General features: G+C 55.2%; 10 protein-coding genes and 1 pseudogene. 3 read left to right on the top strand and 8 right to left on the bottom strand.

What is annotated here, in order from left to right; all coding sequences use genetic code 11:
- Positions 1–2: 2 nt before the first annotated feature.
- The 5 genes and pseudogenes from wecB to trxA form a co-directional block, all read right to left on the bottom strand.
- A complete protein-coding gene (gene wecB / locus F3I15_RS10460) occupies positions 3–1,127 on the bottom strand; it encodes a non-hydrolyzing UDP-N-acetylglucosamine 2-epimerase (RefSeq protein ID WP_150017863.1) in 1,125 nt (374 codons plus the stop codon).
- A 10-nt stretch (positions 1,128–1,137) separates the two neighbouring features.
- Positions 1,138–2,184 carry an ECA polysaccharide chain length modulation protein gene (gene wzzE / locus F3I15_RS10455; protein WP_150017862.1) on the bottom strand — a complete coding sequence of 349 codons (1,047 nt, stop codon included), beginning with the start codon at positions 2,182–2,184 and terminating at the stop codon, positions 1,138–1,140.
- 33 nt (positions 2,185–2,217) lie between these two features.
- Positions 2,218–3,304: pseudogene (gene wecA / locus F3I15_RS10450) on the bottom strand (UDP-N-acetylglucosamine--undecaprenyl-phosphate N-acetylglucosaminephosphotransferase).
- 259 nt (positions 3,305–3,563) lie between these two features.
- Entirely contained in the window at positions 3,564–4,823 is a 1,260-nt protein-coding gene (rho, locus tag F3I15_RS10445; RefSeq protein ID WP_039381703.1) for a transcription termination factor Rho, read from the bottom strand.
- A 344-nt stretch (positions 4,824–5,167) separates the two neighbouring features.
- The gene (gene trxA, locus F3I15_RS10440; protein ID WP_039381699.1) at positions 5,168–5,500 is read right to left on the bottom strand and encodes a thioredoxin TrxA; all 333 of its coding nucleotides are present in this window, start codon (positions 5,498–5,500) and stop codon (positions 5,168–5,170) included.
- 116 nt (positions 5,501–5,616) lie between these two features.
- Here trxA and rhlB point away from each other — a divergent pair, with 116 nt between their 5' ends.
- Both rhlB and ppx read left to right on the top strand, forming a co-directional pair.
- Entirely contained in the window at positions 5,617–6,912 is a 1,296-nt protein-coding gene (rhlB, locus tag F3I15_RS10435) for an ATP-dependent RNA helicase RhlB (protein WP_150017860.1), read from the top strand.
- A gap of 6 nt (positions 6,913–6,918) precedes the next feature.
- The gene (gene ppx, locus F3I15_RS10430) at positions 6,919–8,403 is read left to right on the top strand and encodes an exopolyphosphatase (RefSeq protein ID WP_150017859.1); all 1,485 of its coding nucleotides are present in this window, start codon (positions 6,919–6,921) and stop codon (positions 8,401–8,403) included.
- A gap of 17 nt (positions 8,404–8,420) precedes the next feature.
- Here ppx and rep read toward each other — a convergent pair whose 3' ends face one another.
- Complete coding sequence (rep, locus tag F3I15_RS10425; RefSeq protein ID WP_150017858.1) at positions 8,421–10,439, bottom strand: DNA helicase Rep; 2,019 nt, start codon at positions 10,437–10,439, stop codon at positions 8,421–8,423.
- Between the two features lie 160 nt (positions 10,440–10,599).
- Here rep and ppiC point away from each other — a divergent pair, with 160 nt between their 5' ends.
- Entirely contained in the window at positions 10,600–10,881 is a 282-nt protein-coding gene (gene ppiC / locus F3I15_RS10420; RefSeq protein ID WP_150017857.1) for a peptidylprolyl isomerase PpiC, read from the top strand.
- Here ppiC and F3I15_RS10415 read toward each other — a convergent pair whose 3' ends face one another.
- The gene (locus tag F3I15_RS10415) at positions 10,882–12,942 is read right to left on the bottom strand and encodes an AsmA family protein (RefSeq protein WP_150017856.1); all 2,061 of its coding nucleotides are present in this window, start codon (positions 12,940–12,942) and stop codon (positions 10,882–10,884) included. It lies immediately after the preceding gene.
- Positions 12,943–13,001: 59 nt separating this feature from the next.
- A complete protein-coding gene (gene pdeH / locus F3I15_RS10410) occupies positions 13,002–13,772 on the bottom strand; it encodes a cyclic-guanylate-specific phosphodiesterase (protein WP_150017855.1) in 771 nt (256 codons plus the stop codon).
- Between the last annotated feature and the right edge of the window lie 421 nt (positions 13,773–14,193).

The raw sequence follows: 14,193 nt of genomic DNA, 5'->3' as shown, positions 1-14,193 counted from the left end.
AATTAAACTCTGTTGTTGTTCAGCGCCTGCAGAATACGCGCGCAGGCGTGGCCGTCGCCATAAGGGTTGTGTGCCCGGCTCATACTCTGCCACGCCTCTTCATCCTGCAGCAGCAAAGTGACTTCAGCGACAATGGTATCGACATCGGTGCCAACCAGTTTTACCGTACCTGCCGCGACCGCTTCCGGCCGCTCGGTGGTGTCGCGCATCACCAGCACCGGTTTCCCCAGCGACGGCGCCTCTTCCTGAATCCCGCCGGAATCGGTGAGGATCAGCCAGGCACGGTTCATTAACCAGACAAAGGGCAGATACTCCTGCGGTTCGATCAGAATGATATTACCGATGCCGCTAAGTATCCGGTTAACCGGCTCGCTGACGTTGGGATTGAGATGCACCGGATAGACGATCTGCGCCTGCGGATGAAGGCGCGCAATCTGCGCCAGCGCACTGCAGATACGCTCAAAGCCCTTACCAAAACTTTCGCGCCGGTGACCGGTAACCAGGATCAGCTTTTTGTCCGGTTCCAGAAACGGATAGTGCGCCGCCAGGCGGGCATTGAGATCGGCGTTGGTCAGCACGCGGTCGCGCACCCACAGCAGCGCATCGATTACCGTATTGCCGGTGACAAAGATACGCGCATCGGGCAGGTTTTCCCGCAGCAGGTTCTGCCGCGATGTGGTGGTCGGCGTAAAGTGATAGCTTGCCAGATGGCCTGTGAGCGTGCGGTTAGCCTCCTCCGGCCAGGGCGACATCAGATTACCGGTGCGTAAACCGGCCTCGACGTGTCCTACCGGGATCTGCTGATAAAAGGCCGCCAGGCTGGCCGCCAGCGTGGTGGTGGTATCACCATGCACCAGCACCACATCAGGTTTAAAATCGGCTAAGACGGTTTTCATGCCCTGCAGAATACGACAGGTAATCTCGGTCAGCCCCTGCTCCGGGCGCATGATATTTAAATCATAATCGGGCTGCAGCTGAAACAGATGCAGCACCTGATCGAGCATTTCACGGTGCTGTGCGGTGACGCACAGGCGGGATTCAAACGCAGCATCCTGCGCCAGTGCCTGCACCAGCGGCGCCATTTTGATGGCTTCAGGACGGGTGCCAAATACAGTCAGTACTTTCACGCTGATTCTCTTATTGGCGAATAGCTGATAACGCGCGCGGCCGGCGCACCAGCGCCACACCCGCTCCGACCAGCGCACCGATCGCTCCCCACATCACCATCATAAACAGACGGCGCGGGCTGTCGCGTGAAACGGGCTCTTCCGGCGTGCGCAGGTAGCGGTAAGTCTGGAACTGTTTATCAAGGCGGGGGCCAGCCTGTAGCGTGCTCAGCATCGCCCTGTTTTGATCATAGCTCAAATCGTAGGCGGGGCCGCTGGCCTGCAGCATATCGAGCTGCGCCTGTAGCCGCTGCTGGCCCAGTAAAAAGCGATCGCTCTCTGGCAGGCTCTCACCTGCAGCAGGCGCACGGTTATCGGTAATACCCTGCTGACTGGCGAGCTTCAGCGCCTGCTCAATGCGCTGACGCTGGCGATCGTACACCGCCTGCGCCACCGCCTGCTGCCGATCAACCTGCGACTGCAGCTGCACGTTACGCGCCTGCCATGCGCCTTTCAGCTCTTCATTCAGATGGCGCGCCGCACGCTCACTGGCGTAAGCAATGTACTGACGCAGAAGATTGTTAGCGTCGCCGGCGGTTTCTGCCACCAGCCGCACCGTATCAAGCGTGTTGTGCGCGCTATCTGCCGGCATAAACTGGATATTGGTGATCATATCATCCAGCAAAGCCGCATCATTATGCGCATTACCGCTTTTACGACTTTTAAAATAGTCGGTCTGCTGCCAGAAGTCGCGCCGCGTATCCCAGGAAGCGAGCTGCATGGTGAACTCCTGATAGACCTCATCCATCACGGTAGGGGCCGGATTATTCAGGCTTAGCGTATTGCTGTGGATATCGAGGTTGTTCAGAAACTGCTGCTGTACATAGTAGTCACCCAGCATGCTAACCGTAGGCCTGTCGGTAACTGCCGTGGTGCTCCACGCCTGTTTCATCAGCATTGAAGCCAGCCAGGCCAGCAGGGCAAACAGAACAGCGCAGCCCGCTATCCAGCGTTTACCGCGCCACAGCGTGCAGCCCAGGCCGCGAATATCCAGTTCGTTCTCCACAACAGAGTTCATAACAGCGGTGTCCTTATCTGATGCTTATCCAGGTCATGTTTTATTGATATGCGCGTGATTCCATCTGCGCTTGAGACGGCGAATCATTCGTGCCATACGCCACGCGTGCTTAATGCAGTAGCCATAGAGCAGAAATGCCACCAGGAAGAGCACCAGCATGACCCACTCAGGTATGAACGCCAGATATTCGCCGAGCACGCCAATGCCGGCCAGCAGCGCCGCCGCCAGCGTGATCAGTAAAAAAGCCTGACGTGACGAGAAGCCGGCACGCATGATGAGATGGTGAATATGTTGCCTGTCGGCTGAGAATGGACTCATGCCCTTGCGCAGCCGGCGATACATGATAGCCACCATATCCATCAGCGGGATGGCGATCAGCCACAGCGCGGTTACCGGCGTAATCGGATGGCTCAGGCCCTGCGTCGTTTCCAGCAGGATCCAGATAATGGTGAAACCGATCATGGTACTGCCGGCATCACCCATAAACACTTTATAGCGTTTGCCCAGAAAACCGAGGTTCAGCAAAATATAGGGAATCGTGGCGGCGATCATGGCGAAACACCACATTGCCAGGCTGGTCATGCCGTCGAAATAGAGAATGATCCCCATTGCACCGAACGTTACGCAGGAGAGCCCGCCCAGCAGACCATCGATACCGTCGACCATGTTAAACGCATTAATTGCCGCCCAGACGGCGAACAGCGTTAATACGTAGCCAAAGGGACCTACGACAATCTCCACCGGACCCACAATAAAACCCAGACTCAGCAAATAGAGCTTGGCGCCATACATCATGACCACGGCGATAATCGCCTGCATACAGGCGCGAAACTTTACGCTGATATCAAAGCGATCGTCGAGTGCGCCGACCAGCACCAGCACGCCGGCACAGAACAGATAGAGCAGGCCGTTCGGCATATAGGACTGCGTAATAAGGAAAGCGAAGCAAACGCCAGCGTAAACGGAAATACCGCCAACGAGAGGAATAACGCCCTGATGCTTTTTCCTTGCATTGGGCTTATCAACTAATCCGATTTTTTTTNTTACGGGCCATAAAAAGGAATGCCAGAGAGAAGAGAAAAGTTAAACCCAGCTCTGCACCCATAGTGAGTAAATTCACATTAACGCTCTCAGCTAAAATCGTGGACAACAATAAGCAAAATCCCGGTTATTGCTGTATATCCCTGTCTGACCAGGCCGCAGCGCGCGCGGTTGCTGAAAAAATCGCCGCCTTTCTGCTTGCGTCATTCTAAAACGTTTCTGACTCGCCTAATCCTAATGCGCACAAATAAAAAACGCCACGATAAGCCGTGGCGTTTAACAGAAATAATGCCGATTTATTACCTGCGTAACAATATCATTGCTTCGCTTTTAACCGCTTATGAACGCTTCATCATATCGAAGAATTCATCGTTGGTTTTGGTCATCGCCAGCTTGTTGATGAGGAACTCCATCGCGTCAATCTCGCCCATCGGGTGAATAATTTTGCGCAGGATCCACATCTTCTGCAGCTCTTCCTGAGAGGTGAGCAGCTCTTCTTTACGGGTGCCGGAACGGTTGTAGTCAATGGCCGGGAAGACGCGTTTTTCCGCGATCTTACGCGACAGGTGCAGTTCCATGTTACCTGTACCTTTAAACTCTTCGTAAATGACCTCATCCATCTTCGAGCCGGTATCAACCAGCGCGGTGGCGATGATAGTCAGGCTACCGCCCTCTTCCACGTTACGTGCTGCACCGAAGAAACGCTTCGGACGATGCAGGGCGTTGGCATCAACACCACCGGTCAGGACTTTACCTGAGGCAGGAACCACGGTGTTATACGCACGCGCCAGACGGGTAATTGAGTCGAGCAGGATGATGACATCTTTTTTATGCTCGACCAGGCGCTTGGCCTTTTCGATGACCATTTCAGCAACCTGCACGTGGCGGGATGCGGGCTCATCGAAGGTAGAGGCGATAACTTCACCTTTAACCAGACGCTGCATCTCGGTCACTTCTTCCGGACGCTCGTCAATCAGCAGCACCATCAGGACGCAATCCGGGTGATTATACGCGATGCTCTGCGCAATGTTCTGCAGCAGCATGGTTTTACCCGCTTTTGGCGGTGCCACAATCAGACCACGCTGGCCGCGGCCAATTGGCGATGCCAGATCCAGCACGCGAGCGGTTAAGTCTTCAGTTGAGCCATTACCCCGCTCCATACGCAGACGACTGTTAGCGTGCAGCGGCGTGAGGTTTTCGAACAGAATCTTACTGCGGGCGTTTTCCGGCTTGTCGTAGTTAACTTCGTTAACTTTCAGCAGGGCAAAATAGCGCTCGCCCTCTTTTGGCGGACGGATTTTACCGGAAATGGTGTCGCCGGTACGCAGGTTAAAACGACGAATCTGGCTGGGGGAAACATAGATATCATCAGGACCGGCGAGGTAGGAGCTGTCTCCGGAACGGAGGAATCCAAATCCGTCCTGCAATATCTCCAGCACGCCATCACCAAAGATGTCTTCGCCGCTCTTCGCATGTTGTTTGAGGATGGCGAAAATAATGTCCTGTTTGCGCATGCGCGCCAGGTTTTCCAGCCCCATATTTTCGCCGAGAGTAATCAGCTCAGAAACCGGCGTATTCTTTAATTCGGTAAGATTCATAGTGATGGGTTCTTAAACTCGGGGTAATTCTCGAAATGATTGTCGTGAATGGTATGGCAAAAATTCCATGCCTGTTAATGGCTCTTTTTCAACGCTGCTCGGCGGGTATCGTCTGATAGGGCGATAGAAAGCGAGAGACGGTCGAAAGATGATGCCGGGTATGCTAGCCGTCAGATTGCCAAACCACAAAAACGTTCAACTCGAGCGGGGTCTGACAAGAGAAATCTTTAGATGCAAACTACAAAGGTAAGTGCGTAATGCAGTATCGTCAAATTAGCACGCCTGACCAGCGGCGTCCAGCAGTGGCGAAAAAATTCACCACTGCGGAACAGAGCGCGTTGCGCTTACGCCAGATTGGCGTTCAGGAACTCTTTCAGCTGGCCTTTAGACAGCGCACCCACTTTAGTTGCCGCCACTTCGCCGTTTTTAAACAGCAGCAGGGTCGGAATACCACGGATGCCATATTTTGGCGCGGTACCTGGGTTCTCATCGATGTTCAGCTTGGCGATGGTAAGCTTACCGTCGTACTCTTCAGCAACTTCATCAAGGATCGGGGCGATCATTTTGCAAGGACCACACCATTCAGCCCAGAAGTCAACCAGGGTAACACCCTCGGCTTTCAGCACGTCAGTATCGAAACTGTCATCGGTGAGGTGAACGATTTTATCGCTGCTCATGTTTAACTCCAAAGATTATGCCTGGCGAATTGGCGTAAAATATACCAACGTTGGTTAACTTTATTTCATCGGATACGCTTTCGTAAAGCGATAGTAAGCTGATATTCTACCACACTATGAGCAAAACACACTTAACCGAACAGAAGTTTTCCGACTTCGCCCTGCACCCTCAGGTCGTGGAAGCCCTTGATAGAAAAGGCTTTCAGCACTGCACGCCTATCCAGGCTCTCGCATTGCCTTTTGCGCTTTCAGGGCGTGATGTTGCGGGTCAGGCGCAAACCGGTACCGGCAAAACGATGGCGTTTCTGACGTCAACGTTTCATTATCTTCTTTCTCACCCTGCTGCTGAAGGGCGCCAGGTTAATCAGCCACGTGCGCTGATCATGGCCCCTACGCGCGAGCTGGCCGTACAGATTCACGCCGATGCGGAACCGCTGGCTAAAGTGACCGGCCTGAAAATGGGTCTGGCTTACGGCGGCGACGGCTATGACAAGCAGCTTAAAGTGCTCGCTGATGGCGTCGACATCCTGGTGGGCACCACCGGACGTCTGATCGATTACGCAAAACAGAATCATGTGAACCTGGGCGCCATTCAGGTTGTGGTGCTGGACGAAGCCGATCGCATGTTCGATCTCGGCTTTATTAAAGATATTCGCTGGCTATTCCGCCGCATGCCGCCTGCCACGCAGCGTCTGAGCATGCTGTTTTCCGCAACGCTCTCCTACCGCGTCCGGGAACTGGCGTTTGAGCATATGAACAACGCGGAATATGTCGAAGTGGAACCGGAACAGAAAACCGGCCACCGCATTAAAGAAGAGCTCTTCTATCCATCCAATGAAGAGAAGATGCGCCTGCTGCAGACGCTGATCGAAGAAGAGTGGCCGGATCGCGCCATCATCTTTGCTAACACCAAATACCGCTGTGAAGATATCTGGGGCCATCTGGCCGCCGACGGTCATCGTGTGGGTCTGCTGACCGGTGATGTCCCGCAGAAAAAGCGCCTGCGCATTCTCGATGATTTTACCAAAGGCGACGTGGATATTCTGGTGGCAACGGATGTCGCGGCACGCGGTCTGCATATTCCGGCCGTAACGCACGTCTTTAACTATGATCTGCCGGACGATCGTGAAGATTACGTCCACCGTATCGGTCGTACCGGCCGTGCCGGTGCCAGCGGACACTCTATCAGCCTCGCGTGTGAAGAGTATGCGCTGAATCTGCCTGCGATTGAGGAGTATATCGGTCACGGCATTCCGGTCAGCAAATACAACAGCGATGCGCTGCTCAGCGATCTGCCACCGGCAAAACGTCTGCAGCGTAACCGCACCGGCAACGGTCAGCGCCGCGGCGGCAACAACAGTAATCGCCGGAGCAGCGCGCCCCGTAACCATAACCGTAAACGCTCAGGTTAACCCCACATGCTAAGCGCATCATCACTCTATGCAGCGATCGACCTCGGGTCTAACAGCTTTCATATGCTGGTGGTGCGTGAAGTTTCCGGCACTATTCAGACCGTGGCGCGCATCAAGCGCAAAGTCCGGCTGGCAGCAGGACTTAATGCTGACAGCGAACTCTCTGCTGAGGCGATGCAGCGCGGCTGGCAGTGCCTGAAGCTGTTTTCGGAACAGCTGCAGGATATCCCGCCAGAGCAGATCCGCGTGGTGGCAACCGCCACGCTGCGCATCGCACGCAATGCGCCAGACTTTCTCGCCACTGCTGAAGCGATCCTTGGCTGTCCGGTCAATGTTATCAGCGGTGAGGAAGAAGCGCGGCTGATTTATCAGGGCGTGGCTCATACTACCGGCGGCTCTGACCAGCGCCTGGTGGTTGATATTGGCGGCGGCAGCACCGAACTGGTTACCGGTGAAGGTTCGCACGCGACCACGCTGTTCAGCCTCTCAATGGGCTGCGTGACCTGGCTGGAGCGGTTTTTCAGCAATCGCCATCTGACGCAGGAGAATTTTGACCAGGCAGAACAGGCGGCGCGTGACATGCTGCAACCTGTGGCAGCGGCGCTGCGTGAGAAAGGATGGCAGGTCTGCGTCGGTGCATCCGGTACGGTTCAGGCTCTGCAGGAGATCATGGTGGCGCAGGGGATGGATGAGCGTATCACCCTGAGTAAGCTGCAGCAGCTGAAGCAGCGCGCTATTCAGTGCGGCAAGCTGGAAGAGCTGGAAATTGAAGGGCTGACGCTGGAGCGCGCGCTGGTCTTTCCCAGCGGTTTGTCGATTCTCATCGCCATTTTCAACGAACTGAATATTGATAGCATGACGCTGGCAGGCGGCGCGCTGCGCGAAGGCCTGGTGTATGGCATGCTGCATCTGCCGGTCAATCGCGATATCCGCAGCCGTACGCTGCATAATGTGCAGCGCCGTTTTTCTATCGATGTGGAACAGGCCGACCGGGTGCAGCAGCTGGCTGAACGTTTTTTTCGTCAGGTCAGCCAGAGCTGGAAGCTTGATCAGCGCTGTCGCGATCTGCTGTTAAGCGCCTGTGCCGTACATGAAATCGGGCTGAGCGTCGATTTTCGTCAGGCTCCTCAGCACGCCGCCTATTTGATCCGCCATCTCGATCTGCCTGGCTTTACGCCCGCGCAGAAAAAAGTGCTCGCCTGTTTGCTGCAGAACCAGAGCGGCAGTATCGATCTGGCTCTGCTGGCCCAGCAGAATGCCGTACCGCCGCGTACGGCAGAACGCCTGAGCCGCCTGCTGCGCCTGGCGATCATCTTCTCCACGCGTCGCCGTGACGATACGCTTCCGGCGGTACGCTTACTGGCAGAAGAGGATGCGCTGCACCTTACGCTGCCGGCGGGCTGGCTGGAGGCGCATCCGCTGCGCGCCGAGCTGCTGGAGCAGGAGAGCCACTTTCAGTCCTACGTTCACTGGCTCCTGACCTTCTCCTGATGGCGTGACGGCTGCCATCACTTTTTTGCATTCGCTAGCATTGCCCGCAACCCGGCCACCCGGGTTTGCCCGGTTTTAACGCGCTCTTCTGCGCTTACCACTTTTTTCTCACGCTCCCACTCGACGTCATCCTGCGGCAGTTCCAGCAAAAAACGGCTGGGCTCAGGACGAACCAGTTCACCATACTGGCGGCGCTCACGGCAGAGCGTAAAGGTCAGCTCTTTCTGCGCGCGCGTAATACCTACATAGGCGAGACGCCGCTCCTCTTCGATATTGTTCTCATCAATGCTGCTCTGATGCGGCAACAGACCCTCTTCCATGCCCACCAGGTAGACATAGGGAAATTCCAGCCCTTTTGACGCGTGCAGCGTCATCAGCTGAACCTGGTCGAGATCTTCATCACTCTCTCCCCGCTCCATCATATCGCGCAGGGTAAAGCGCGTGACAACCTGTGCCAGCGTCATGGGCTCATTCAGCTCATCACCTTCAAGCATTTCCGTCATCCACTGGAACAGCGTATTGACGTTTTTCATCCGCATCTCTGCGGCTTTCGGACTGCCGGAGGTCTCAAACAGCCAGCTCTGATAGTCGATACCGCGGATCAGATCGCGCACCGCGCTGATCGGCTCCCGTTCAGTCAGCTGCACAATCTCATTCAGCCAGTGGGTAAAACGCTGCAGATGCTCCAGACCGCGCCCGCTCAGCGTCTGAGCCAGCCCCATGTCAAAACTGGCATTAAACAGGCTCTTATTACGCAGCGTGGCCCACTCACCCAGCTTCTGCAGCGTGGCCGGACCGATTTCGCGACGCGGCGTATTTACGATGCGCAGAAACGCGCTGTCGTCGTCCTGGTTAGTCAGTACGCGCAGATAGGCCAGCAGATCCTTGATCTCCGGGCGTGAAAAGAACGAAGTTCCGCCGGAAATACGGTAGGGAATGCGGTTCTGCATCAGCAGCTTTTCAAACACGCGCGACTGATGATTGCCGCGATAGAGAATGGCGTAATCTTTATATTGGGTGCGGTTGATAAAGTGATGTGCGATCAGCTCGCCAGTCACGCGCTCCGCTTCATGGTCTTCATTATTCGCGCTCAGCACCTTCAGCGATTCGCCTGAGCCCAGCTCAGAAAAGAGACGCTTTTCAAACACGTGCGGGTTATTGGCGATCAATATATTGGCTGCTTTGAGAATACGCTGCGTGGAGCGATAGTTCTGCTCCAGCTTCACGACCTCCAGCGCCGGAAAGTCCTCTTTCAGCAGCACCAGGTTTTGCGGACGCGCCCCGCGCCAGGAGTAGATAGACTGATCGTCATCGCCCACCACGGTAAATCGCGCGCGCGCGCCGACCAGCAGCTTTACCAGCTCATACTGGCTGGTATTGGTATCCTGATACTCATCCACCAGCAGATAGCGAATACGCTGCTGCCAGCGTTCGCGTACCGCTTCATTGCGCTGCAGCAGCAGCGTGGGCAGCAGGATGAGATCGTCAAAATCGAGCACGTTACACGATTTGAGATGCTGATCATAAAGCTGATAGCAGTACGCAAATATCTGGTCACGCTGGGATTTTGCTATTGCTGCCGCACCCTGCGGATCGATCAGATCGTTTTTCCAGTTTGAGATCGTGGCAATGAGCTGCTGCAGCTGTGTTTTATCCTCTTCCAGCCACTGGCTGGTCAGCTCTTTCAGCAGCGCCAGCTGATCCTGATCGTCAAACAGCGAAAAGCTCGATTTCATCCCCAGCGCGACATATTCACGCTTGATAATCTCCAGCCCCAGCGTGTGAAAGGTTGAAATCATCAGGCCGCGCGCCTCTTTGCGCCCCAGCGTTTGCGCCACGCGCTCTTTCATTTCGCGCGACGCCTTATTGGTAAACGTCACCGCGGCAATATGGCGCGCCTGATAACCGCATTCGCGGATCAGGTGAGCGATTTTATTGGTAATGACGCGGGTTTTACCGGAACCCGCGCCCGCCAGCACCAGGCAGGGGCCGGTGACAAATTCGACAGCACGTTGCTGGCCGGGGTTTAAACGCATAAAAACATCACTCGATTGAATCAGACAGGAAGAGTTACATCGCGTCGCAGGGTGCGCATTGATGCGCACCTGAGCGCAAAGGTCGCCATGAATGGCGCCCCTGCAACTGACGCGCACTACGCTATAATGCGTCGCACATTATACATAACAGGAGAGCACCATGGCGAAAACCGCAGCAGCTTTACATATCCTTGTGAAAGAGGAAGCGCAGGCGAAAGCCCTGCTGACGCAGCTGGAGAAAGGAGGCAACTTTCAGCAGCTGGCAAAAAAACATTCAACCTGTCCGTCCGGACGCAACGGCGGTGATTTAGGTGAGTTTCGTCAGGGACAGATGGTGCCGGCTTTTGATAAAGCGGTTTTTACCTGCCCGCTGCTGAAGCCTTATGGACCGGTAAAAACCGCGTTTGGTTACCACATTATTAAGGTGCTGTGGCGCAGTTAATCACTTCTGACTTTTCATCTGCTGCAGCACATTGCTGCACTGATTATCGTCGGTGTCGCTGGGTGAAATCAGCGCCAGCAGCGCGGCAGCCGGTGCCACAACCGCCCCCAGCGCCACGGCAGCCGCACCGCGCGCGATAAGCGGTCCGGTTTTGACCCCGGCATCCGGATTTTTAAAAGTTCCGCGCACATAGAGCGGAGAACGCAGCGTAATAATGCGAATGCCTTTACTCTCCGGATTCACCGACAGATCGAGTCGCTCGCTGGCAAAGTTAACGTTACCGGTGACGTTAATTACCGCATTTTCGGTATCAAACACGAACAGCCGCGGCGTTGCGACGCCCTGGCGCAGCGTAAGATCGGTGGCGGCACAGTTGATGCGCACCTCATCATCACCAAACAGTTTACCCACCACATAGTTTCCGACGTTAAGCCCGGCGATTTCCATCAGGCTGCGGCTGATGAGGCCATTGTTCATCAGCAGGCGCAGCTGACCGTTGCTGCTGCCCAGCAGTGCGGCAACCGAATTGCCGGTACCGCTTAGCGTTGCGTCGCCATTGAGCTGGCCCAGGCTGCGCTGCATGGCGGTTACATCAGGAAACAGCTGGCGCAGCTGCAGTTTGCGCGCGTGCAGATCGGCGCGGCCGCGCATCGGTGAACGACTGCCTTCGAGCCGGATAGTGGTATTGATATTGCCGCCGGCCATACCGAAGCGCAGTGGATCAAGCAGCAGATCGCCTTTTTCCAGCGTCAGATGCGTATAGAGGTCACTGAGCGGCAGCTTACTGCTGTGCTCAATGCGCTTGCCGCTAAACTTCACATCGGCATCCATCGCATCCCAGCTTTTGGTTTCAAACTTATCGTAAGGCAGCACGCGATCGGCAGGCTGCGTGGCGGCTTCACCACGCTGCGCTTTCGCCCGCGCCGTTTTCTCACTGCCTTTACCGGAATCAACGCCAATCAGCGGGCCGAGATCGGCCATGCGCAGCTGACGGGAAGTGAGTTCGCCGCTCAGTTTCGGCCGGGGTTTGCCCTGACGATAGGTGAGCGATCCATGAATATCACTGTCACCGATGTGGCCATTAAATTTTTCATAGCGGAACAGCGCGCCTTTTGCGTCATTAAAGCGGGCAGTCAGATGACCGTCAGTTTCATAAGGCGGGGTATCAGGCAGCAGCACGCCGGTTAAGCCATAAAGGTTGGCCAGCGTATCGCCGGAAAAACGCAGACGCACATCCAGGCCGCCCAGGTTGAGCGGATCCTGCAGCGTGCCTTCCAGCCTCACTCGCGTGGTGCCGTTACGCAGATCGGCCTGCAGCGGAAACGGCGTGGTTTTACTGCGCAGTGAGAGCATGCCGCCAATTCTGCCTTCGCCGGAAAGCGGCTGCTGGTTATAGGTGCCTTTTGCCTGCCAGCCAAAAACAAAATCGCCGGCGCCTTTCTGCTTATCATCGCCGCCGGTAACCTGAGCATAAGGCACAGGTTTACCGAGTGAGTTGATATTTACCGTTACATCAGCTTTGTTGATCGCATCGCGGTAGCGCAGCTGCCCCTGATCAAACAGGATATTATCCATGCGGAATGACCAGGCTGAGGGAGCGGCGTCAGCCTCGCTGTTTTCGCTGCTGGCGAGCGTAAATGTCCAGTTATTCTTCTTGCTGGCGAGCTGTATCAGACGCGCGTCAGGCTGCTGCAGCTTAATCCAGGGCAGGTAGATCTCTTTGTGCAGCAGCGCCAGGGGCGCCAGCGTCGCATCAACGCGCTGCAGGTGTACCATCGTTACATCAGGAATGTCGGGTGGATTGCCCAGCATGATATCTTCAGCGTGTACCTGCGGCCAGGGGATCCAGCTGCGCCAGCCCGGCTCTGCGCGGTTACGCGCCCAGTGTACGCCAAGGTCGCCGCGTATCGCGAAAGGGCGGTTCAGCTCTGCTGAAACTTTCTGATTAATAGTTGGTTTCAGGCGGTTCCAGTCAAAGGTGGCAATCACCACTACCAGTACCACGATCAGTAACAGCAGAATCCCCGCTACCCAGCTGGCAGCTTTTCCCGTGCGAGTCATGCTTTTTCCTCCTTGTTTCCACGTCTCATTAAAGATAGTCGAGACGCAGCGTAACAACATCAGAGAAGCATCAACGGCAGCGATTCCAGCTGATTAAAAGGAAGCGGACGGGAAAAAAAGTATCCCTGAGCTGCAATAGCGGGAGAGGATTGTACCTGGCGCCACTCCTCTTCGGTTTCTACGCCTTCAACGATTACGCCGTTGCAGTAGCGATTAATAAGCGTCAGCAGCGTTGAAAAAAGGACCCGCCCCTCTTCTGACGCGCGCAGCAGCATAAAGAGTTCACGCGATAATTTGATGTAGTCATAGCGCAGTTCGGTCAGTGCGGAAAAGTTTGCCATGCCGGAGCCAAAATCATCCAGCCATAGCGGCCCCAGCTCCGGCATCTGCGCCACCATCTCCTCCTGCGGCAGCGCATGATGCTCAGTGAGTTCAAAGCGCACCCACGGCAGCCGGCCAATCAGTCGCCGGAGCGCCGGATGCTGCTGTATCGCCAGCAGCGTCGGTCCATCAATATTGACCGATGCCACCAGCTGGTGCCGGATAAAAAAGTGCGACCACGTCAACAGCAGCGTAAGTTGTTCATGTACCACATCCAGCCGCTGTTTTGTTGATAGCGCAGCAAAGTAGCTTTCCGGTGAAAGACGCTTTCCCGGCATAGCCACATGCGTCACGGCGGTCAGCAGCTCAATCGCCAGCAGGCGGCCAGATATCTGATAAATAGGCTGAAAAGTATAAGTACGCTGGCACTGCTGCCGGAAAAATGCGATATCCGGTTGCGTATGTTTAAGAGAAACGGGCAGCCGGTGTCCGGAATTCTTCATCACCATGGTTTTTTCCTGGTCGGTGGTGAGTGCCTGCAGAAAGCAACCCGGCGGCAAGTATCGGCTGGTTCCTGGATAACTTTATCGCTTTGTGCAGCCATATAGGGCGTCGAGTCTAACAGCGCGTCTCTGGCTTAATCGCAGAAACAGAGGATGCTTTGTCTGCTAAATCGTCACCGGATAGCGATTTAAGGACTTAAGGCAAACTGACGCGCCAGAAACCGGCCGCCGGAAGAGTTCGGAAAAGGCGCAGCCGGAGCTATTTCTCTGCTGAAATTTACCGGGACCGGTTTGAGTTAATACTCTCTTTTATCCTGTTCATTGCGCTTAGTGCGCCTCTTCCCTCTTTCGCACTTTATCTGAAGTGTGCATTTATTATCTTCTCTAAACATAACCGTTTAAATTCAGTGCATTAAAAGGCAATTCC

Origin of the sequence: Pantoea sp. M_9, from assembly GCF_008631385.1 — a bacterium.
GTDB classification, from domain to species: Bacteria; Pseudomonadota; Gammaproteobacteria; order Enterobacterales; family Enterobacteriaceae; genus Pantoea; species Pantoea eucrina.
The sequence above is the reverse complement of the archived record's forward strand: the minus strand, read 5'-3'. Positions and strand labels throughout refer to the sequence as shown.